At 72.2% G+C, this 21,284-nt stretch carries 20 protein-coding genes and 1 tRNA gene; 10 read left to right on the plus strand and 11 right to left on the minus strand.

Translation table 11 applies throughout. The features are described from left to right. Position 1: 1 nt before the first annotated feature. From QSK22_RS13860 to QSK22_RS13885, 6 genes are all read right to left on the minus strand, one after another. The gene (locus QSK22_RS13860; RefSeq protein WP_285494524.1) at positions 2–919 is read right to left on the minus strand and encodes an LppU/SCO3897 family protein; all 918 of its coding nucleotides are present in this window, start codon (positions 917–919) and stop codon (positions 2–4) included. Positions 920–1,875: 956 nt separating this feature from the next. Further along, positions 1,876–2,418, minus strand: a complete 543-nt coding sequence (locus QSK22_RS13865; RefSeq protein WP_285494525.1) for an NUDIX hydrolase — start codon at positions 2,416–2,418, stop codon at positions 1,876–1,878. Next, positions 2,415–2,855, minus strand: coding sequence for an SRPBCC family protein (locus tag QSK22_RS13870; protein WP_285494526.1), 441 nt, complete (start codon positions 2,853–2,855; stop codon positions 2,415–2,417). Before QSK22_RS13870 ends, QSK22_RS13865 begins: the two co-directional genes overlap by 4 nt. Positions 2,856–2,910: 55 nt before the next feature. Continuing rightward, positions 2,911–4,266 carry an ABC transporter substrate-binding protein gene (locus tag QSK22_RS13875; RefSeq protein ID WP_285494527.1) on the minus strand — a complete coding sequence of 452 codons (1,356 nt, stop codon included), beginning with the start codon at positions 4,264–4,266 and terminating at the stop codon, positions 2,911–2,913. A 38-nt stretch (positions 4,267–4,304) separates the two neighbouring features. Then, a complete protein-coding gene (locus QSK22_RS13880; protein ID WP_285494528.1) occupies positions 4,305–6,716 on the minus strand; it encodes a substrate-binding domain-containing protein in 2,412 nt (803 codons plus the stop codon). A gap of 326 nt (positions 6,717–7,042) precedes the next feature. Continuing rightward, a complete protein-coding gene (locus tag QSK22_RS13885) occupies positions 7,043–8,545 on the minus strand; it encodes a hypothetical protein (RefSeq protein ID WP_285494529.1) in 1,503 nt (500 codons plus the stop codon). Positions 8,546–9,222: 677 nt separating this feature from the next. Here QSK22_RS13885 and QSK22_RS13890 point away from each other — a divergent pair. Further along, on the plus strand, positions 9,223–10,539 hold the full coding sequence (locus QSK22_RS13890) for an SGNH/GDSL hydrolase family protein (RefSeq protein ID WP_285494530.1): 1,317 nt from the start codon (positions 9,223–9,225) through the stop codon (positions 10,537–10,539). 520 nt (positions 10,540–11,059) lie between these two features. Here QSK22_RS13890 and QSK22_RS13895 read toward each other — a convergent pair. Next, complete coding sequence (locus tag QSK22_RS13895; RefSeq protein WP_285494531.1) at positions 11,060–11,821, minus strand: methyltransferase domain-containing protein; 762 nt, start codon at positions 11,819–11,821, stop codon at positions 11,060–11,062. Between the two features lie 229 nt (positions 11,822–12,050). On the opposite strand from QSK22_RS13895, the gene QSK22_RS13900 reads away from it, so the two are divergent. Further along, the gene (locus QSK22_RS13900) at positions 12,051–12,284 is read left to right on the plus strand and encodes a hypothetical protein (RefSeq protein ID WP_285494532.1); all 234 of its coding nucleotides are present in this window, start codon (positions 12,051–12,053) and stop codon (positions 12,282–12,284) included. 435 nt (positions 12,285–12,719) lie between these two features. On the opposite strand, the gene QSK22_RS13905 is transcribed toward QSK22_RS13900, so the two are convergent. Together QSK22_RS13905 and QSK22_RS13910 are read right to left on the minus strand one after the other, a co-directional pair. Then, entirely contained in the window at positions 12,720–13,586 is an 867-nt protein-coding gene (locus QSK22_RS13905; RefSeq protein WP_285494533.1) for an aldo/keto reductase, read from the minus strand. 86 nt (positions 13,587–13,672) lie between these two features. Beyond that, positions 13,673–13,891, minus strand: coding sequence for a hypothetical protein (locus QSK22_RS13910; RefSeq protein ID WP_285494534.1), 219 nt, complete (start codon positions 13,889–13,891; stop codon positions 13,673–13,675). 185 nt (positions 13,892–14,076) lie between these two features. Between QSK22_RS13910 and QSK22_RS13915 the strand changes: the two genes are divergently transcribed. The 3 genes from QSK22_RS13915 to QSK22_RS13925 all read left to right on the plus strand — a co-directional run bounded on the left by QSK22_RS13915 (position 14,077) and on the right by QSK22_RS13925 (position 15,092). Further along, positions 14,077–14,196 carry a DLW-39 family protein gene (locus QSK22_RS13915; protein ID WP_285494535.1) on the plus strand — a complete coding sequence of 40 codons (120 nt, stop codon included), beginning with the start codon at positions 14,077–14,079 and terminating at the stop codon, positions 14,194–14,196. A 55-nt stretch (positions 14,197–14,251) separates the two neighbouring features. Next, positions 14,252–14,986, plus strand: a complete 735-nt coding sequence (locus QSK22_RS13920) for an HAD-IA family hydrolase (protein ID WP_285494536.1) — start codon at positions 14,252–14,254, stop codon at positions 14,984–14,986. A 33-nt stretch (positions 14,987–15,019) separates the two neighbouring features. After that, positions 15,020–15,092, plus strand: a tRNA-Ala gene (locus QSK22_RS13925). A 301-nt stretch (positions 15,093–15,393) separates the two neighbouring features. On the opposite strand, the gene QSK22_RS13930 is transcribed toward QSK22_RS13925, so the two are convergent. Then, on the minus strand, positions 15,394–16,218 hold the full coding sequence (locus QSK22_RS13930; RefSeq protein WP_285494537.1) for a helix-turn-helix domain-containing protein: 825 nt from the start codon (positions 16,216–16,218) through the stop codon (positions 15,394–15,396). A 114-nt stretch (positions 16,219–16,332) separates the two neighbouring features. Here QSK22_RS13930 and QSK22_RS13935 point away from each other — a divergent pair, with 114 nt between their 5' ends. Both QSK22_RS13935 and QSK22_RS13940 read left to right on the plus strand, forming a co-directional pair. Next, positions 16,333–16,569 carry a hypothetical protein gene (locus QSK22_RS13935; RefSeq protein ID WP_285494538.1) on the plus strand — a complete coding sequence of 79 codons (237 nt, stop codon included), beginning with the start codon at positions 16,333–16,335 and terminating at the stop codon, positions 16,567–16,569. A 94-nt stretch (positions 16,570–16,663) separates the two neighbouring features. After that, complete coding sequence (locus QSK22_RS13940; RefSeq protein WP_285494539.1) at positions 16,664–17,506, plus strand: helix-turn-helix domain-containing protein; 843 nt, start codon at positions 16,664–16,666, stop codon at positions 17,504–17,506. A 69-nt stretch (positions 17,507–17,575) separates the two neighbouring features. Here the strand turns inward: QSK22_RS13940 and QSK22_RS13945 are convergent, their stop codons facing one another. Continuing rightward, a complete protein-coding gene (locus QSK22_RS13945; RefSeq protein WP_285494540.1) occupies positions 17,576–17,770 on the minus strand; it encodes a DUF397 domain-containing protein in 195 nt (64 codons plus the stop codon). A gap of 136 nt (positions 17,771–17,906) precedes the next feature. Here QSK22_RS13945 and QSK22_RS13950 point away from each other — a divergent pair, with 136 nt between their 5' ends. From QSK22_RS13950 to QSK22_RS13960, 3 genes are read left to right on the plus strand one after another with little or no spacing between them, the layout of a single operon-like run. Continuing rightward, positions 17,907–18,896 (plus strand): AfsR/SARP family transcriptional regulator, encoded by a 990-nt coding sequence (locus tag QSK22_RS13950; protein ID WP_285494541.1) that lies wholly within the window; start codon positions 17,907–17,909, stop codon positions 18,894–18,896. Beyond that, on the plus strand, positions 18,893–19,036 hold the full coding sequence (locus QSK22_RS13955; protein ID WP_285494542.1) for a hypothetical protein: 144 nt from the start codon (positions 18,893–18,895) through the stop codon (positions 19,034–19,036). Before QSK22_RS13950 ends, QSK22_RS13955 begins: the two co-directional genes overlap by 4 nt. Positions 19,037–19,039: 3 nt before the next feature. Continuing rightward, positions 19,040–21,283 carry a hypothetical protein gene (locus QSK22_RS13960; protein ID WP_285494543.1) on the plus strand — a complete coding sequence of 748 codons (2,244 nt, stop codon included), beginning with the start codon at positions 19,040–19,042 and terminating at the stop codon, positions 21,281–21,283. The last annotated feature ends 1 nt before the right edge of the window (position 21,284 follow it).

Genomic DNA, 21,284 nt, shown 5'->3' on the forward strand with positions numbered 1-21,284 from the left:
GTCAGGTGCGGCCGAGATCGTCGATCTCGTCCTTGAGGGTGGGCCTGAGCTGCTTGAGGCACATGATCGGCAGGTAGGTGTCCTCCTTGGCCTCCATGTAACTGTCGGACTCCGCCGGGCACTCGTTCTTCGTGCGGACGCGTCCGGTGACCTTGGCGACGGCTGAGGTGTCGTTGCAGTCGGCCTTCTCCAGGCCCTGGAAGCTGAAGGTCGGGTCCTTGATGCAGTCGCCCGGGCCGACCACACCGCCGCCCGCGCCCAGACACAGGATCGGCCGCGGATCGGACGAGCTGGTGTTCTTGGCGATCTCCATGGTGCGCGGCGAGGGGCACTGCGACTCCGTCGCCACCCGCGCGATGACCTTGCCGTACCAGTCCGACGACGAGCACGGCAGCTCGCGGTTGAAGGCGATCTCGCCGCTGATGCAGTCGCCGGGGCCGATCTGCCCGCCGCCCATGCCGGGATCGCCGGGGTGCGGGCCCTTGAGGTTGCGCACGCAGACATCCCAGTACTTGGGGTCGTTCTCCGACACCCTGACGCGGGCACCGCCGTCGGAGTCGTCCGGGCACCCCTCGGCTGAGAAGGTGAAGCCGCCGACGGTGCCCTCGCCGGTGCGCAGCACCTTGGTGACCCGGCCCTTCGCCTGGTCGGACTTGCAGCCGACCCGCAGAGCGGACGGCACGGTTTGCAGGGTGCTGGACTTCTCGCTCAGATCAAGCCGCTTGTCGATGCACTGCTCGGCCGCGACGGGGCCGCTCGGCTCGTCGCTTCCGTTCCGCACGACCACCACGGCGGTCGCCGCCAGCAGGACCGCGACCACGGCGCCGCCGGCCGCCAGCAGCGCGATCAGGCGACCCTTCTTGCGCGGCGTCTGCTGCGGCGGCAGGCCGGGGAGACCGGCGGAGGGCATCGTGGCCATCTGCCCCGGCCCCATGCCGCCGGGCGGCACGGTCGGCGGCCCTCCATATCCCTGCTCGGGCCGACCCGGTTGCGCCGCCCAGTTCGGCTGCTGACCGAACGGCTGCCCCGCTGACGGCTGCCCGGGGGTTCGACCGGACGGCGGCTGACCCGGCGCTTGACCGGGCGCCTGACCGGGTGGCCAGCCGGGGGCCTGACCGGACGGCGGTTGGCCAGGCGCCTGCCCGGCCGGCTGAGCGGGTGCTTGGCCGGATGGCGGTTGGCCGGGGGGCCAGCTGGATGCCTGAGCGGGCACCTGGCCGGGTGCCTGGCCGGCTGGCGCCTGACCGTGGGCTTGGCCGGGCGGTTGACCTGTCGGCGGCTGACCAGGTGCCTGGCCGGGGGGCCAGCTGGATGCCTGAGCGGGTGGCTGGTTAGGTGCCTGGCCGGAGGGTGCTTGGCCGGATGGTTGACCGGGCGGCGCCTGGCCGGACGGCGGCTGCTCGGGCGCCTGCCCGGGGGCCTGGCCGGACGGCTGCTGACCCGGCGTTTGGCTGGCTGGCGCCTGAGCGGGGGTCTGGCCGGGCGGTTGACCTGTCGGCGGCTGACCAGGTGCCTCGCCGGCCGGCTGAGCGGGTGCTCGACCCGCCGGCGCCTGGCCGGGGGGTTGGCCGGGCGGCGGCTGGGTGCTCGAGGGCTGGCCCGCGGCGGGGTCGGCCCAGGAACCCTGCTCGGAGGGATGACGGATCTCTTCGGGGCGTCCACCCTCGGTGCTCACCTGTTTCCCTTTCCACCAACTCGTGCCGCGGGGAGCGACGACGCGACCATAACCGGTGACCCCGACATCAACGGCCGGACGGCCACCCCGCCTCGAACCCGCGAACCGGGGCGCACTGCGGGGTTAGCACATAAATTGACGACCAGTTCACCCCAGGAGTTGGGGCGCAGTCCAGACAAATATGATTCGCGAGTTGACGATCAGTGGTGCCAGGGGAGACGCACCGGCTCGTCGGGGACGCGCCCGGCCAGCAGATCGGCCAGCAGCGGCGGCAGGCCGAGCGGATAGACCGGCTCGTCGGCCGCCCGCAGCTCGTCCAGCGTCCACCAGCGGTGACCGGTGATCTGGGTGCGTTCCACGGTCTGGAACCCGGAGGTGTCGATCTCGTAGGCGGCCGTGCGGTGCAGGAAAAAGTCGTCCCGGAACACGCCCCGCGCCCAGCCCAGATCGGCGTATCCGGACGTGACCGCCACGTGGGGGCCGAGCTCGTCCGGCGCGACGGCGAGACCGGTTTCCTCGCGCAGTTCCCGGACGGCCGCCGCGCGCAGGTCCTCGCCGCCGTCGACGCCTCCGCCGGGGGTGATCCAGAAGTGGCCGAGGTCGGGCCTGCCCCGCTCGCGCAGGAAACGGAACAGCAGGATGCGTTCGCTGTCGTCCACCAGCAGCACGCGCGCCGAACGGCGGCGGTAGCGCTCCTGCTTCGCCGCGCCGTCGCCCGCCGGGGTCTTTGCGGCGCGCGTCATCCGGCGAGCTCGGACGCGAGCTTGGCGAGCTGCTCGTCGTAGATGCGCTGCAGGCCGCGGGGTGCGAACGTGCGTTCGAAGAACCCGCCGATGCCGCTCGCTCCGCGCCAGGTGGTGGTGACGCGCACGCGCGTGCCGTCACCGGCGGGGGAGACCGTCCAGGTGGTGACCATGGACGAGTTGGCGTAGCGTTCGACGAGCGTGTTCGCGTCGGGGACGCTGACCGACATCAGGCAGTCGCGGACGCGCTTGCCGGTGGCGGCCAGCTTCCAGTGCACCACCGTGCCGGCGCCCTTGCCGCCCTCGCGCACCTCGTACTCGCTGAAGTGCCCGGTGAGCGTCCGCGCGCGCACGCCGTCGTAGTCGCCGACCGCCTCCAGCACCCGCTGCGGGCTCGCTTTGACCGTCTTCTCGGCGGTGGCAGTGACCTGTCCCATTCCCCCATCCTCTCGCACCCGCGGCGGACGGCCCCGAAAAGGGGTGTTCCAGGCGTCACCGGCCGTCCGCGGCCGTGTGCATCCGCTTGTTGAGGTCCCTGAGCTCGCGGTCCCTGACGGCCTGCCAGTCGCGGTCCGTGGTGCCGGGATCGACCAGAGCCTGGCGCACATGCGTCTGGATGAGGCTGGACACCTGGTCGTAGTAGGGCGTGACCGGACGGGGGCGGGCCGCTTTGATCGCCTCCCGCATGGTGTCCAGATGCGGATACGCCCTCCGCAGCGCATCGTCTTCGTAGAGCGCCTTGCGGGTCGGCGCCACCCCGGCCTGGCTGAACAGGGTCCGCTGGCTGTCCGGGCTGGTCAGGAACTTCATGAACCGCCGGGCCGTGTCGCGGTGCCGCGAGCAGCTCGACAGCGCCAGGTTCCAGCCGCCCAGCGACGAGGGGGTCGGCAGCGCCGCCACCGCGAACTTTCCGGCGACGCGCGAACCGCTGGAGTTCAGCACCTGGTAGGCGTACGTCCAGTTGCGCATGAACAGCGCCTTGCCGTCCTGGAACGCCGCTCGGCTGCCCTCCTCGTTGTACGACAGGGTCTCCCTCGGTATCCAGCCCTCGGCGAGGCCCTGGTGGAGCCGGTCGATGCCCGGCCGCAGCTTCTCGGGCTTGGTGAGGATCTCGCCCTTGGGGCCGATGATCTCTCCGCCGGTGGCCCAGAACGCCTCCATGGCGTTCACGGTGAACCCCTCGTAGGCGCCCAACTGGGTGACATAACCCTCCAGCTTGTACGCGGGCGCCACCTGCAGGGCGATGTCACGCAGATCCTTCCAGGTCCATTTCTTGGGAATCTGCCGCCCGGCCTGGGCGAGCACGTCCGTGCGGTAATACAGCAGCCCGACGTCCGCGCGCAGCGGAATCGCCCACAGTTTCCCCTGGTAGCTGGCACCTTCGAGGGGCTTGGCCAAAAAAGCGTCGGCGTCGAAGTCGTCGCGGTCGAGCGGCACGATGTAACCCCAGCGGGCGAATTCGGCCGTCCGGACGATGTCGATGGACACCACGTCGTAGCAGGCGTCGGCGCCCGTCGCCGCTTCCTCCCCGTCCGCCTCCCGCTCGCGGGCGGCGGACGCGTCCTGGGCGTGCGCGACAAGCTGGGCGCGCTGGTCGTCGGAGTTCTCCGTCAGCTCCACCATCTCGACGCGCTCGTCGGGATGGATCCTGTTCCAGGCGTCGACGAGCCGTGCGATCTGCCGACCGCGGGTGGTGTCGTGGCTGTCGGCGAAGACGATGCGGCCCACCCCGTCGGCGTCCTCATCGTCCGGCGCCGCGGACGTGCACGCCGCTGCGACCGCCACCGCCGCGGACGCGGCCGCCACCGCCGACACGGCCCGGCGGAGCACCGGTGAAGCCAGTTCCATCGCGACCCCCTCGTCGTGTGACCGCACGCGGCCGGACCTCACGTGGACCGCCGGGGCTTGCCCCACAGCCCGGCCGCCACGCCGTCGAGCGCCTTGCGCATGGCGGTCATGTCGTCGATCGGGTAGCAGGCGCCGCCGCCCGCCTGCGCGATGCGGTCCAAGCCGTTGGCGCAGCCGCCGCTGTGGAAGGCCAGGACGTAGAGGCGGACGGGCGAGCCGTCCAGCAGATCGGCGCGCAGCCGGTCGGCCAGCACCTGGTCGTCGTCGCCGTCGTCGGTGCCGTCGGCGATCACGATCAGCGCCTTGGTGGGCGCGTCGGAGTCCTCCCGCCCCTGCCCGCCGCCGGACCGGCGCAGCTCCCGCACGGCGTCGCGGACGGGGCCGTACAGGACGGTGCCGCGACCGCCCAGGTCCAGCCGGACCTTGTTCAACCGGTCGGTCTGCGCCCGGTCGGGCGGTCCGAGCGGCACCACCGAGCGGTGGTCGCGGTCGCCGTCCAGGTCGCGGGCGAACGTCCACAGCGCGATCCGGTCGCGTGCGCCCATGAGCCGCCGCGACAGCGCGATGGCGTTCTCCGCAGCGGCCAGCCGGGTGCCGTCGGCCTCGGGGAACGGGACGTCCATCGCCGCCGACACGTCCACCGCCATCAGCACGTCGGCGGACTTGCGGACGCGGTCCCACGCCTCCAGCAGCGGCCCGTAGTGGATCTTCCCAGCGAGGTCCACCGGCGGTGTGTCCAGCGGCGGGTTCCAGTCCGTCACGGTGCTGAACCCGGCGTACCGGAACTGATCCTGCGCATCGCCCGAGCGCAGGAACCGGTAGAGCTGGTCGATGACCCGCCGCCGCTCGGGGCTCGCCTGCGGCGTCCGGTTGATCACCACGTACGGGTGGTCGAACAGGGGGGTCCCTTCCCGAATCGCGAACGTCAGCAGCTCGGGCTGCTCGGCACCGGCAGGCAGCGGGCAGCGGCCGCCCAGCGAGTCGCCCGCACGGTAGTCGACCAGCGCCTTCTGCGAGACCAGCACCGCCGTCCTGTCGTGCAGGTCGCTGCCCGCGGGGGACGTGCGCACCGCGCACAGCAGCCGCTCCGGCTCGTCGTCGTCGCGGGCGATGGCCTGCTCCACGGCGTGCAGCCGCGTGGCCGCGTCCGTGCCGCTCAGCGTGTCCTCGTTCAGCACGTCGCGGCCCAGCACGGCGCCGTACAGCGCGGCCGTCGCCGCCAAGCCCGTGCTGGACGTGCGGGGGCTGGCCCGGCCGAACAGGTAGCCCTGCTCCGGCCACTTCAGCATCTCCTCCCAGGGCACGACCCCGCCCCCGGGCAGTTTCAGCTTGTCGGCCATGGTCGAGGGCACGCCCAGCACCAGACGCGACCGCGCGATGCTCCCCTTGACGTCCAGCGTGACCGTGCCGATCCGCTGGGCGCGCAGCACCTCCCGCACCTGCTCGACCTCCAGGGACGAGTCGGGCAGCCACACGTCCGCCTCGTCGGACACCTCGCCGCCGGTGGTCTGCGCCGACGCCGCCGCCGTCCGCTCGACGGACATCTGGGCCGGGCCGCGCATCAGCCAGCCCTGCCTGACCGACTCCTCGATGCCGCCCGCGTTGGACGCCGTCACCACGTTGATGTCGACCATCCGGCAGCCGGTCTCCTTGTGGTGGCGGATGCGCTCGAACTCCTGGGCCAGCGTCTGGACGACGCCGGCCTTCTCGGCGGACACCCGCACCCGCAGCTGCACCGGCGGATCGCTGCAGAACATCGGCCGCGACTCCCCCGGCACCAGAGTCAGCAGCGACAGCGCCGTCACGCCCACCGCCACGGCGCCGAACACACGGGGCGGAGCCGACCGGCCCGTGACACGCATGCGCAGCCGCGGCTCGGGGAACGACCGCGTCCACGCCCGTGCGGGCCGCTCCTGCCGCACCGACGCCATCAGCGGCCGGTAGGCGCCCGGATCATTCTGCGGACCGCCCTGTCTGACGATGCCGGTGTAGAACGCATCGGAAATGATCACGTGCAGGACGGCGTCGTTTTCCCGTACCTGCGCCTTGAATTCCGGTGCGTCCAGCAGCCGGAAAGTGTCGTCGACCGCCTTGCCCAACACCCCGTAAGGGTCGTGCGTCACCTCCCCGGCGTGCAGGGCGACCCGCAACCGGATGTGCGCGCCCGTGTTGGTGGTGGCGTTGTGCGCGGCCAGCTCGCGGGCCAGATGCGGCAGCGCCTTCAGCGCCCGCGCGGACGGCACCGCCGCGGAGATGAGGATGAGCGCGCCGTCCCCGCGGTCTTCGAGGTGCCGCCGCCAGCGCAGGTACCAGGGCAGCCGGGCCCGAACGAACGCCCGGCGCAGCGCCCGGTACATGCCGCTGCGCGCCACGCGCCGATGCCAGTCGGTGGGGCTCTTGGTCGAGTCCACCATGTCGACGCAGAAGATCGTGTAATGCAGCGGTTCCATGGTCGACCTTCGGGGGGTGGGCGTACCGGCGCTCACGGCTGCGACCGCCGGTCCTTGTCGAGCCTAGGCGAATGGCGGTGTGAGCACCCTCTCATAGGTCGAGTACCGGGGAAATGGACCCCTGCGGTATTGCTGAGCCAGCCGTGATGTTCGGTTCGCCGGACCTTTTGAAATGGCTTGCATGACCGTTCCGAGAGGTTTTCGGTGTTCGGCGAAGATCCTTCCCGACGGGTCGGGAGGCCATGTGCGCCTTGCCGGAATCGGCCGTCCGCCGCCGCGGTTACGGGCAGGGCGCTTGCGGGGGCCGGCAGGGTTCGGCCGACTGGTCAGGGGCGGCCGTGGCCGAGGAGCCAGCGCAGCCGCCGCGCCCCGTCCTCGCCGAGGCGCGGGCCGGCCTGTGCGGCGAGTGCGTGCAGCCGTTCGCGGGTCTGCGGGGACGGCGTCGTGTACACGGTGGCGGAGTCCCGGTACAACCACGCGAGCAGGTCCGCGCGGGCGATCTGCCCCAGGACCGGGTCGTCGGAGGCGAGCAGCAGCAGGTCGGCCTCGACCCGCGTCCAGGCGCCGCAGGTCTTCAGCAGGTAGAACGCGCCTTGGCGGACGTGGCGCGGATGTGTGGCATCGGCCAGCAGTTCCCGCAGCCGTTCGGAGGGCAGGGCGGTCACCCGCCGCCGCGTCACCGCGCGGACCACGGCCGGAGACGGGTCGGTCAGCAGCGCCGCGAGCTCCTCGTCCGGCCCGCTGAGCCGGTGGAAGGCGCGGACGGCGGCGGCCCGCACCCGCGGACGTTCGTGACGCAGGTAGGGACGCACGCGTTCGACGTCCCGCGCGTCCCCGCACTCGCCCAGGCCCGCCACCAGCCCCGGCAACTCGGCGGGGGACGCCTGGGCGGTGCGGTACAGCTCCGCGGGGTCGGAGCCCGTCTCCCGTACGGCCCACTGGGCTGTGGCCCGCACCAGCGCGGAGCGGCTGGTGAGGAAGACCCGGCCGCGGTCGGCACGACCCAGCTTGACCAGGGCGGTGAGGGCCTCGGCCTGCACGCGTGTGTTGCGCGAGGCGAGCATCCGCTCCAGTGGTCGAACGTCCCCCTCCGCCAGGGCACGCTGCGCGGCCGCTTCGGCGCACAGCATGCGGCAGACGATGTCGGTCTCCCGCAGGGCGGTTTCGACGAGCGTGTCCAGGGCGACCGCGTCGTCCAGCCACAGCCGGTAGGCCCACCGCCGGATGGGCGGGCTCGGGGACCGGCGTGCTTCTGCCAGCAAGGCCGAGGAGTCGTTGCGCACGGCCTCGGTCACCATCGCCATGATGGCGTCGGCGCGGGCCCGCCCGCGTATCCGCAGCGCCACGCCGACCGCTGTGAGCAGCGCGGAGGTGCGCTGCCCGCCGCGGGCGGTGGCGAGCGCATACCGCAGGACGGTCCTGGCGTTGTTCCGGACGGGCGCGGCCCAGTCGGCCGAGCGGAGCACCAGGATCGGCCACAGGCGGGGGTCGGTGCGCAAGGCGGTGGTGGCGAGGGCGGCCTGGCGGACGCGTCCGTCGTTGGAGCAGGCGGCGACGAGCACGTCCAGCGCATCGGCGTCCACCGGGGGCTTGACCCTGGGGGCGCCGGTGTAGGCGTGCCAGGAGCGCAGTGCGGTGTCGAGCCGCAGCCAGGTGCGGGGCTCGGCGGCGGACAGGGCGCGGAGCGCCGCGTCAGGGTCGGTGCCCTTGTCGGTCAGGCGCCGCGCGAGATCCCATGCGCTGGCGTCCCGGCCCTCCTGCACGGCGGCGAGCAGACCGGTGAGCTCCGTCTCGGTGTCCGCGGACCGCCTGCCGCCCGTGTCGCTCACGTTCGCATCGTAGGAGTCGTTCGGGACGCCGTGCGACCATGGACCGCGCTCGCCGACCTGGGGACGACGCCTCCTGCAAGATCGCGATCCATCCGCGTCGTCCCTGCTCAGGCACTACCGGACGAGTTATCCACAACCTGTGGACGAAAGTCCTGCACGGACGGCTCCGCCGCGCGGCGCCGACGCCACAGCGGGGCAACCGCACCTCCGACGGGGGAGGATGCCCCGATATGCCCGAGCCTTCCGGTCGCCGGACTCGGCCGCGCGACTACTGCGGCCACCCCGCCTGGGGGAGGTGGAAGGCGACCACCTGTGGAGGCGTTCGAGGATTTCACTTCTTGGGTGGGATCGGTGTGGATGGCGGGTGGTGCGTCCTTGGGGCTCGGCCGTGGATGGGGTGGAGGTCGGCGTTGTGGTGGGGGTTGCACGTTTGGGGGGTGCCGTGTTGGGCGTGAGCCTTCTGGTTGGCAGGCTCGGCCGCATTGTGGAGCGGCTCGCCCGGGGGTGGATGGCGGTCCACCTGTGGAGGCGTTCAAGAAATCGGTACTTCCTGAGCGGGATCGATGTGATAACGGGCACGACCTTTGGGCGTCGGCGCCATGGTGGGGAGAACCACACCTCCGGTTGGGGAGGAAGCCCCGCTGCGTCCGATTCTTCCGGTCGGCAGGCTCGGTCGCATGCGGATTGCGGGACCATTCACCCGGGGCGTGCGGATAGCGCTGGGCAGTGTCGTCGGCCTGGCACTCGTCGCCGGGATCGTGCAGACCTCGCCGTCCCGTCCGGTGGTGGCGGCGGCACGGGCCCGCGCCACCGAGTCCAACACCACGACCTGGGTGGGCGGTTGGGGCACGGCCGTGCAGCCCCCGGTGGCAGGCGATGAGGACTCCGGCCGAAACTGGTCGGAGGAAGGCTTCCACAACCAGACCGTCCGGCAGGTCGTGCGGGTCGGCGTGGGTGGGACGCGGCTGCGCGTCCGCCTGTCCAACGTGTTCGGCACCAGGCCGCTGCGGGTGGACGGCGCGACGGTGGGCAGGTCGGCCGGTGGCGCCCTGGTGTGGCCGGACAGCCTGCGGAAGGTGACGTTCGGCGGGGCGTCCGGCACGGTGATCCCGCCCGGACGGGAGGCGGTCAGCGACGCGGTGCCCCTCAGCACGTCTCCGCTGGAACGGCTGACGGTGAGCCTGCGGTTCACCGGTGCCACCGGTCCGGCCACCTTCCACCGCTTCGCCCTCGACTCCACCTACCGGGCGGACGGCGACCACCTGTCCGACGTCGGCGCGGAGGCGTTCACGGACTCCACGGGCTCCTGGTACTTCCTGAGCGGCGTCGATGTGGACGGCGGCCGGGCCGGGAGGGGGACGGTGGTCGTCCTCGGCGACTCGCTCGTGGACGGGGTGGGCACGACCTCGGGCGCCGACCGCCGCGTCCCCGACGGGCTGGCCGAGCGGCTGGCCGCGGCGCGCCGCCCGTACGGCGTCGTCAACGCGGGGGTCGGCACCGGCAAGCTGCTGCGCGACTCGCAGTGCGGCGGGCAGAGCGGCGTCGGCCGGTTCCGCCGCGACGTGCTCGGCCGTCCCGGCGTCCGCGCGGTGATCGTGCATCTGGGCGCCAACGACATCGGCGCTCCGCAGATGGACGACCCGTGCGTGCGGCCGAATCCGGAGGTGAGCGCGGCGGAACTGATCGACGGCCACCGCCGGCTGATCCGGGAGGCGCACGCCCACGGGATCAAGGCGATCGGCGCGACCATCCTGCCGATGAAGGGCGCGCTGTTCCCGATCTGGAGCCAGGAGGCGGAGAAGGTCCGCCGCCAGTTCAACGAGTGGGTGCGCACCAGCGGCGAGTACGACGCGGTGCTGGACGTGGACCGCGTCATGGCCGACCCGGCGGACCCGACGCGGCCGCGTCCCGGCTACGTGTTCATGGACGGCCTGCATCCGAACGACGCCGGGGCCCTGGCCATCGCCGCCGCCGTGAACCTGGGCGATCTTTGAGGAGCAACGCCTTCGCACCGCCGGTGTGTCGCGTGGAGCCGGGGTGCGTCCTGCCGGGATCGTGTCTTCCACACCCGGCCGGCCCTGGGGACCGTCCTGGGGACAGGCGGTGGGTAACGTCATCCACCTGTTCGGCGGCACTGTGGAGAGACTTTGTCCACAGGCTGTGAATGAACGAGCGCAACGAGTGATCATTTTTGCTGTGTTGCCTGGTCAGCGCGCTGTCCGCCCGGTGGGCGAAAGGTCCGCGGGTTGGGGGTGAAGGTGGGGATGAGCGGTGGACCATCGTCGCGCCGCTCACCCACAGGTTGTGCACGGCAGTTATCCACAGGCTGTGGACTCCTGGGGAATGTCCACAGGTGATCGTTTACCTGGGATGATTGTGCAAAACTCGGCGCGCGGGCTGCGGAAAGCCCTGCCTGCTGGGGATTTCCGTGTGGAGAGGATGTGGGCAGACACGCGTACGCGCCGGTCAGAGCGTGTGCACAAAGTTATCCACAGCCTGTTGATGTCCACAGCTCTAGGCGGTCCGGGAGGGCGGCCGGGTCGCGGCGGCCACGAACATCGGCACGGCCAGGAGGAAACGGTCAGAGCGGACGCGGTCGCGCTGCTCGGCCAGCCAGCCGTCGGCCTCCGCGCGCGTCACCACGCCGGAGGTGCACGCCGCCTCGGCCGCGGCCGTCAGCATCCCCAGCATCGGCTCGGCCCTCTGGCCTGTGAAAACGGCCGTGTGCACCTCGACCGCCACGTCCTGGAAACCGGCGTCCAGCAGGAGCGAGCGGTGTGCGCGGGCCGCACGCGGGGAGGTGATCTGGTCGGCGCGGGCGTGCACGATGCGCCTGGTGAGCTCGGGGGCGGACGAGTCGATCACGAACGTGTCCCAGTCCTGGCCGACCAGGACGATGCGTCCGCCGGGCATCAGCACCCGCCGCGCCTCGGCCAGGGCGCGCGTCGGGTCGGCCAGCTCGTGGAACACCTTGTCCGCGCGGTACCCGGCGAGCTCGCCGTCGCCGAACGGCAGGTCGCAGGCGCCGCCGATGCGGAAGTCGGCGCCGGACCGGCGGCGTCGGGCAAGCTCGATCATCTGCTCGCTGACGTCGACACCGACCGCCTGCACGCCCCGCTCGGCCAGTTCGGCCACGGCCAGGCCCGCGCCGCACCCCACGTCGGCCACCAGGCCGGCGGGGTCGCCGAGCAGTTCGTAGGAACGGGTGCGCAGCCGGACCGCGGACGGGTCGGCGTCGTACGCGTCGAGCCGTGCGATGAGTGCGTCGATGGACATGCGCGGGATGCTGCGCCTTAAAGTCCACATGAAGTCAACCCCCCGGGCTCCCGGCGCCCCGGCGGTGTGGCGATCCCCGGCCGAGCCGCATCCGGACACGTAAAATCTCCGCGGACGTCGGACCGGCCCCCAGGTCTTGCGGGGACGCCGATCCGGGCTCTTTCGGAACCGTCCCATGCCCCCGCTGGGCTGCGAACATACGTTCGAACGGTGCTAGGCTCGCGGAACCATGGGGCAGCTTCTCAACGAGCCGATCCGCGCTGAGCACGACGCCTCAGGACGGCTCACCGCGTACGAATGGCGGGGGGCACGCTACGCCGTGTCCGCGGTCCTGAAGACCTACGCGGCGCCCCCGCACGGCACGGTCTACCGGGTGCGGATCAACAGCGCCGAGGGCGTGGCGGTGGCGGAACTGGGCCGCGACGCCGACAGCTGGCGACTCCGGCACGTCTTCCCCGCCTGACACCGCAACGGCAGTCCGTCCCGGGCCGTCCAGCGGCCCGGGACGGACGCGGCGTCGCCCGCACGGTCGCCCGACGCCGTGGCGCCCGAGATGCCGGACCCGACGGACGCTCACGGAGCGGCGCTGGACGTGCAGTCCGCGTTGGCGCAACCGCCGTTCGAGCAGCGTGCGGCCCCGGCGCTCGCCGAACCGGGCATGCCGGGTGACCGCCTCCTACGCGTTTCACGGGAATGCCGCCGTACGCGTCGCCGGCCTGCTGCCTGGTCCGCGAGCCAATCTGACGCGCGGGTTCCGCCGCATTGCGCAGCAACGTTCAAGGCGGAATCGCCCGTATCGTGACGGCGGCGAAGCCGCAGACTCGCAGCACGCAGCGAGCGACCCGGCCGGCGCCCCCACCCGCGCTCAAGAGCCGGACGCCATGATCACCGGACCTGCCTAGGCCAGCTCGGCGAGCTCGGCGACCTCCTCGTCGGTCAGCGAGATCGTCGCCGCCGCCACGTTGTCCTCCAGGTGGGCCACCTTGGACGTGCCCGGAATCGGCAGCATCACCGCAGACCGGTGCAACAGCCACGCCAGCGCCAGCTGCGCCGGGCTGGCGTCGTGCCGGGCCGCCGCCTCGGCCAGCACCCCGCCCGGCTTGGCCAGCTCGCCGGTCGCCAGCGGGAACCACGGGATGAAGCCGATCTTCTCGCTCTCGCAGTACTCCAGGACGTCCTGGGACTTGCGCTCGGTCAGGTTGTAGAGGTTCTGGACCGACGCCACCTCGACGTGCTCGCGCGCGGCCCGGATCTCCTCCACCGTCACCTCCGACAGCCCGATGTGCCGGATCTTGCCCTCGCCCTGCAGCTCGCGCAGCACGCCCAGCTGCTCCTCCAGCGGCACCTTCGGGTCGATGCGGTGCAGCTGGTACAGGTCGATGCGCTCCAGCCGCAGCCGGCGCAGGCTCATCTCCACGCACTGCCGCAGGTACTCGGGACGCCCCACCGGCAGCCAGCGGTTCGGACCCGGCCGGGTCAGGCCGCCCTTGGTCGCGATCACCAGGCCCTCCGGGTACGGGTACAGCGCCTCGGCGATCAGCTCCTCGCTGACGAACGGGCCGTAGGAGTCGGCGGTGTCGATCAGGTCGACGCCCAGCTCGACGGCACGGCGCAGCACCCGCACGGCCTCGTCGCGGTCGGCGGGCTCACCCCACACGCCCGGCCCGGTGATCTGCATGGCGCCGTATCCCAGCCGGTGCACGGTCAGGTCGCCGCCGATCGTGAACGTGCCGCTGGCGGTCGCGGGACGTGCGGTGTCACTCATGCATCCCCCTCATGTCCGTTCGGTGGTGATGTCTTCATTTGATCATCGGCGAGATCATTTCGCGGCTCCGAGCCGGAGATCGCGGATCACCAGCCCGTCCGCCACAGCAGCATGATCAGCCCGGCCACCACCAGCCCCGCCGCGCCCAGCGGCGCCTCACCGAGCCCGATCATCGCCGTGCAGCCCAGCGACGTCATGATCGCCACCAGCAGCATGCCGCGCCTGCCGCCGCGGTCCTCGGCCGCGTCCGCCCGGTCGCGTCTCAGCTCCTGCTCCCAGAGACCGAAATCGTCCTCAGCGTGCATTCGCCCCCCTCTCCCCCGGGTCGTCCGGTCCGTCCTGGATGGACCGGACACCCCGTCCAATACCGGTGTTGGGGTGCGGACCGACCGGCATCGGTTGCTAGGCTGCGGAGAGCCTGGGGGAGACTCTTTTCGCATCCGTTCCTTCCCCGGGGTCTGGCTTCATAGTCGAGGTAAGGGGTCCCACCGTGAAGAAGCTGCTTGTTCTCGCTGTCGTCGCTCTCGGTGGCTTCGTCGTGTGGCGTCGGCTGCAGCAGGACCGTGCCGAGCTGGACCTGTGGACCGAGGCGACGTCCACCGACAACTGATCCGCCGGCGCCGCCGCCGCGGCGGACGGAAGAACGACTTCGAGGAGGGCCCGGCGTGACCGAAGCGGGGCGGATCACCGTCGCCTGCCTCGATCTCGCCGGGACCACGGTCGCCGACGGCGACGCCGTGGAAACCGCCTTCGCCGAGGCGATCGCCGCGCTGGGCATCGCGTCCGGCACGGCGGCGCACGAACGCGCCATGGCGCAGGTGCGCGACTGGCGCGGACGACCCAAGATCGAAATCTTTCGGGCGCTGTTCCCGGGGGACGAGGCCCGCGCGCGGGCCGCGCACCTGTCGTTCGAACGCGCCTACGACCAGATCGTCGACCGGCGAGGCGTTGTCCCCGTACCCGGCGCCGAGACCGCCATCGAACGGCTGGCCGGCGCCGGGGTACGCGTATGCCTGATCACCGGGTTCAGCCAGCGCACCCTCGGCCGCATCCTGGACGCCCTGGGCTGGTGGGACCGCGTCGACCTGGCGCTGTGCCCCGACGAGGACCGCCGCGGCCGCCCCTGGCCCGACCTCGTCCTGTCCGCCGCGCTCCGCCTGCACGTCGACGACGTCCGGCACATCGCCGTCTGCGGCGACACCGAGAACGACATCCTGGCCGGCCGCCGCGCGGGCGCCTCGATCACCGCCGGCGTCCTCACCGGCGCCCACGACCGCGACCGCCTCCTGCGCGCCGGCGCCACCCACGTGCTGCCCAGCATCGCCGACTTCCCCGACCTGGTCCTCACCGCGTCCGACGGCGCCCACGACGATGACACGCTGAGCGCCGCACCCGGGTAAGCTGTCGCCTGCCGCGCCCGCGGCGCCCATCAGGGGGGCATAGCTCAGTTGGCAGAGCACTGGCTTTGCAAGCCAGGTGTCCGGGGTTCGAATCCCCGTGCCTCCACCCACGAAAAAGCCCAGGTCAAGGGATAGTTCCCCGACCTGGGCTTTCATCGTTCAGGCCCCCTTCTTGCGCTTTCGTGCCCGTTGCGTGCCCGATCGCTTCCTGCCTGTCTTCTTGAGTTCGTCGCCGGCCATCTTGCTCAGCAGGTCCGCGGCGGATCGTCCCCACGACCGCTTGGGCGGCCGGACGGGCGCGGATGTCCCTGTGCGGTGCCGGGTTGGTGTCCCGGTGCGGGTCCCGGTTGCCGGGGGGAGCGTGGACGGCGCATCCACTCGGCGAAAGGTCAGGGACGGTGGGGCGATCACATGGTGTCCAGAAGTTCGTGCAGGAAGCGGCGGGACTCCTTCGGTGGCAGGGCCAGCGCCTGGACCTGTTGGAAGGCGGCGCTGTAACGGCCGACCTCTTCGGCCGACTCGATCGGATGGCCGCGGTCGAGCACCTCGGCGTAGGCGACCTTGGGGTCCTCGCCGTTGAACTCGAAGACCCGGAAGGGGAAGCCCATGGCCTGGTGGGGGCCGGCGGTGAACGGCAGCACCAGCAGGGTCACCGAGGGGCGGGCGGAGTCGTCGATCAGGCGTTCCAGCTGGGCGCGCATCACCTCCCCGGAGTCGACGCGGCGGCGCAGCGCGGCCTCGTCGAGGACCACGGTGAGTTCGGGCGGGTCCGCGCGGTCCAGGATGCGCTGGCGGTCCATGCACAGCTCGACGCGGCGGCGGACGACGTCCAAAGGAAGGTCGGTCCAGGACTGCAGGCAGCACCGGGCGTAGTCGGCGGTCTGCAGGAGGGGCGGCACCACGCCGTTCTCGTAGAGCCGGATCGCCACCGCCTCCTCCTCCAGGCTGAGCAGGGTCTCGGTGGCCTCGTCGAGCAGGTCGGCGTAGCCGGCCCACCAGCCCTTGACCCGTGCCTGGCGCACCATCTGGAGCAGTTCCTCGCGCCGGTCGCCGGTCACCCCGTACAGGTCGAGCAGCTCGCGGGCGTCCTGGATCCGCACGGCCACCTGGTTGTTCTCGATCCGGCTGATCTTGGCGGGCGAGCATTCCAGGTGGGCGGCGACGTCCTCCAGGGTTTTGCCGGACGCACCGCGCAGTCGGTGTAGCTCGGCGGCGAGCCGGCGACGCTGCATCACCGGACTCCTACCACGTGCCATACCTCTCCTTGTAGATCGCAATTTTCATAGTGTAACCCGCCGTACCGCGACGACCCGGCGGTCAGTATGACCGCGAGTAATGGAGGGTACATGTCCTCGCGGCAACACTCGCCTTACCCCCAGGGGCCGCGCCCGCCGCAGTCCAAGAGCGTCCTGGAGATCGTGGAACGGTCCGCTGCGCTGGCGGGGAGCCTGTTCATGGTGCTCGGCCTCACAGGCGCCGCGACCTGGGCCCTGATCGTCGCGCTCGCCTGTCTGCTGCCCGGCGTGGCGGTGCGGGTGAAGCGCGCGGTCTGGCCCGCTCCGCGGGGGCGTCACGGCAAGTGAGGCGGTCCGTCCGAGTTGCGGCGGCTTGCGGACGGCATTCATACTGCAAAATGCAGAACGAAAAATCCCCATCGAGTCCGGCGGGAGGATCTGCATGGCGCGACACCTGCCCGACGTCCACCTCCGCAGGCGGCGGCTCGGCCATGCGCTGCGCGCGCTGCGACGGCAGGCCGCGCTCGATCTCGACGAGGCGGCGGGCTGCATCGGCTGGACGGGCAGGCGCCTCGGCAGCCTGGAGGCGGGCCTGGCGACCGTCCGGCGGGCCGACGTCAAGGAACTGCTCGCCCTGTACGGGGTCGCCGGCGGCGACGCGGGGCACGTGCTGGCGCTGCTGGACGGCACCGCCGGCTGGTGGGCGCCCTACTCCGACCTCGTGCACGACGACTTCGAGACGCTGCTCGTCCTGGAGGAGGGCGCCGACCGCATGTCCACCCACCAGGCCGGCTTGATCCCCGGCATGCTGCAGACCCGCGACTACAGCTGGGAGCTGATCACCACCATGTCGGACCAGCCGCTCGACCGCATCGAACGGCTGGTGGAGTTGCGGCAGGCCCGCCGCCGGGCGCTCGACCGGCACCCGCGGCCGCGGATGACGGTGCTGATCGACGAGGCGGCGCTGCGCCGTCCCGTCGGCGGCCCCGAGGTGATGCGCGGGCAGTTCGAGCGTCTGGTCGCGGCGGCGCGGGAACCCGAGATGACCCTGCTGGTCCGGCCGCTGGACGCCGGGCCGCACCGGGCCGCCACTTTCACCTTCCATCTGTTCGAGTTCGCCGGGGACCGGCCGATCGTGCAGTCGGAATTGTTCGACCGCGTGGAGGTCGTACACGCGGACCGGCAGATAGCGCTCTATCGCGAGGCGTTCGCGAAAGCGCTGGAGGGCGCCCTGTCGCCCGACGAGTCGGTGAGTTTCATCGCGGAACTGGCGGACCGGTGCTGATGGTCGCCCCCCGGTCTGGACGCGGAGAGAGCGCCTTGGCAGCGGGGGCCAAGGCGCTCTCTCCGTCGTTCACTTGCTGCGCAGCTCCTCCAGCAGTGCCCGCGCCGCCGCCTTGCTCAGCCGCAGGACGCCGCCGTCGGGGCGCTTGGAGTCGCGGATCAGGACGTGGCCGGGCGTGCCGGCGAGCTCCACGCAGTTGCAGTTGGCAGCCCCCGACCGGGAGCTCTTCCGGAACACCGGCTGCATCGGTTCGGTGTCGTCCATGGCCTTCCTCCAGCCCGCGGAAATCGCTGTCTTTCCGATGGCCAGAGCGTCCAGGGCGATACCGGGCGGGCGGCCGGGGCGCCGACCGGGATCGCAACGGGGAATTCCACTTCACCGACACAGAAAGGACCGAGCAATGGTCGACAGTCTCGCCGTTCCGGATCCGGCGGCCGCGCTTTCAGTCCCGGCGGCGGTGCGGTTCCAGCTGTTCGGGACGGTCGGTGTCCTGCGTGACGGCCGGCCGCTGGACGTGGGGCCTCGCCAGGCGCGCTGCCTGCTGGCGATGCTCCTGCTCGCGAAGGGCTGGGTCTCCCGCGACGAGCTCATGGGCGCGCTGTGGGACGACCCGTCCGACACCGCTCGCGAGGACTTCTACAAGCTCGTCGGCAAGCTCAAGAAGGTGCTCGCCCAGGCCGGGCTGCCGGGCGCACTTGAGTCGCGGGACGGCCTGTACCGGCTGCGCACGCCCGCGGGGTCGGTCGACGTCGAGCGGTTCCGCGCCCTGGTGAACGGGGCCGCGCGGGCCGACGACCGCCGGGCCGCCGAACTGCTGGAGGAGGCGCTGCGGATCGCTTCTGCGGAGCCGATGGCCGATCTCGTCGGCCTGCGGGTGGACGCCAGGCGGCAGTCTCTGGTCGAGGAGCGCAAACAGGCCCGGGTCGAACTGGAGCGGGTCTCTCTGCGCCTGGGACGGCACCATGCCCGCATCCCCCACTTGAAGGCCGAGTTCGCGCGGGACCCGGGGGACGAGACCGTCGCCGGGCTGCTGATGGCCGCGTTGTACCTGGCCGGCCGCCAGAAGGAGGCCGTCGAGGTCTACCACCGGGTCAGGGAGTACATCCGGGAGACCGCCGGGCTGGACGTCGGCCCCGATCTGGCCCATCTGTACCAGCAGATGATCAGCAGCGATCCGCGGTTGCACATCGTGGGGAGCGCGCGCGAGCGGTCCGCCTCCCCGCCCGGGGACACGCCCGGGGAGAAGGCCGAGGAGACGTCCGAAAAGGAACCCGAGGAGGAGCAGGCCCCCGAGACCCCGCACATCCACAACGAGTTCCACGAAAAGGTCGATGCGCGCGGCGCCACCTTCGGCGTCGTGCAGAACTACCACGGGAGGAGGCGGCGGTGACCGTGGTAGTCGGGCGGCGGGATGCCGAAGGGGGCGAGCGGGCCGACGGGGATGTGCGGGCCGTGGTGTGCGAGGTCGTGGTGGGTGTGGGTGGCGGCTGCGGTGTCGTGCAGCACTACGACGGGAGGACGCGGGGGTGAACCGTGGTCGAACGGGAGGATGCCGAGGCGGTCGAGGGGGCCGACGAGGACGTGCAAACCGTGGCGGGCGAGGCCGTGGCGGGCGAGGACGCGGCGGGCGAGGACGCGGCGGGCGAGGACGCGGCGGGCGAGGACGCGGCGAGCGCGGGCGGCGGCCACGACGACGGCGAGGGCGACGGCACACGGCAAGACGGGGACGACGCCTCCGCCGAGCCGTCCGCGGGCCAGGCGGTCACTCTCATCCTCAACGCCTTCCACGACGCGGTCACCGCGGACGGTGCGACTTTCGGTGTCACCGCGCACGGAGCGTCCACGCCCAGGGGCACCGGCGATGCACCGGAGACCGGTCGCCTCGACTCGGCCGTCGTCTCCACGACCGTGGAGCGGTATGTCAGGCCCGCACCGTACGCCGACGCGCTGCGGGCACTGGCCGAGGACCGGGTCGTGGTGCTCGCCGGGCCGCGCGGCTGCGGTAAGCGGACCGGCGCGATCGCGCTGCTGCGCGACGTGCTGCCGGCCGACGCCCCGATCGTCTCGCTGTCCCCGACCGCGACGCTCGAAGAACTCGCCGGCAAGTCGGCCCGGAAGAAGGGCGGTGGCGGCGGCCGCGGCTTGGTCGTCTTCGACCGGCTCACCTTCGAGCAGGGCCGGGAGGCCGACCACCGGTGGGAGGTGCTCTGCGGCAAGGTCCGGGAGGCGGGCGACCACCTCGTCATCACGACCTGGGAGCAGGACCGGAGGGTCGGCGAGGCCGTCCGGCGCATCGTCTGGGAACGCCCCGACCCCGCGCGGGCGCTGCGCGCCCACCTGGACGGCGCCGCCACCGACGAGGTGATCGCGGAGATCGTGGCGGCGCTGCCCGCCGACCACGCCATGTCCGACCTGGTCGCGGTGGCACGGCGGGTCGCCGTGGACCGGGCGTCGCCGCGGGACGCGGTAGCGGCGGTCTTCGACCAGTCGGAGCGGCGCGCCGTCGAGGAGTGGTTCGACGGCGCTCCCACCCTGGAGGAGATCCTCGATATCACCACGCTGGCGTTCGCCTCGCAGCTCGGAGTGCGCGACTTCGAGGGCGAGCGGGCCCGGCTGCAGGACTTGCTCGCCGCGACCCGGCCGCGGCACTACCCGCAGGAGCCGGCCGGTGTCCAGGACGGCGGCGCCGCGGCCGAGCCGCCGCCCGCGGTGCCCGCCGTCCGGAGCCGTGGCGACCGGCTGCTCAAGCACGCCCTCATAAAGAAGGTCGACGTGGTGGACGGTGTGCGGCGCAAGTCCGTCGCGTTCCGCGAGCAGGGGTACCGCCGCCTGGTCTTGGAGCGGCTGTCCGACGAGTGCGGCGTCGAGTTCTGGGACGCGGTGCGGTTGTGGCTGCACCAGGCGGTGAAGGACGACGCCTGGCGGTTGCGCATCGCGTCCGGGCTGGCCCTGCTGGCGCACTCGCATTTCGACGAGGTCGAGCAGTCCTACCTCGACCCCTGGTCGTCCGGGAGGGCGGGCGTCAAGGGCCGGGACGCGGCCGCCGCCACGCTCTGGTTCATGTGCCTCGACGAGGAGCTGCGGCCGATCGCGCTGCGCACGGCGGTGCGCTGGGCGTCCTACGGGTCCCGCGAGGCGCGGCGTACCGCGATCGTCGCGTTCGTCGGCGAGCTGGGCATGCGCTACCCGACGGAGGCGTCCCGGCGATTGTGGCAGCTCGTCGAACAGCCCGGCGACCTCAGCGCGCTGGCCGCCGATGCGTTCGGCGACCTGTTCGCCGGCCTGGTCGCCAGGGACGGCGGGCGGCAGGTCGTCAACCGGCTCAGCGGGCGGGTCGACGGCCGGGGCGACACCCGCAAGGACCGCCGCCGGACGTACCTGCGGGCCGCGCTCGCCGTCGTGTCGGCGCGCGATCCGGGCACCGGGCGGCCCGCGATCGTCAGGTACATCCGGGACCGGCCGGAGGAGACCCCGGTCGTGGCCCGCATGTGGGCGGCGCTGCTGCGGCACCGGCCCGTCCGCGCCCGGGCGCTGACCGCCCTGCACGACGGCCTGGACGCGCTGGAGCCGCTCGCCTCCTCGGCGGCGGAGGCGTCCGGCCTCGCCCGGTGCCTGGGGGTCGGGCTGCGTGCGGCGCTGCCGGAGCCGGAGCGCGCGGCGCTGGCCCGCGACCTGGCCAGGCGCGTCCGCAACCGCGGGCGCGTGAACCGTTCGGCCGCGCTCGTCCAGATTCTGATCAGGACGTTGGACCGGACGCGGCCCGGAAGAAAGGAATGAC

The sequence above is a fragment of the Actinomadura sp. NBRC 104425 genome (genome assembly GCF_030269545.1).
Lineage (GTDB): Bacteria > Actinomycetota > Actinomycetes > Streptosporangiales > Streptosporangiaceae > Spirillospora > Spirillospora keratinilytica.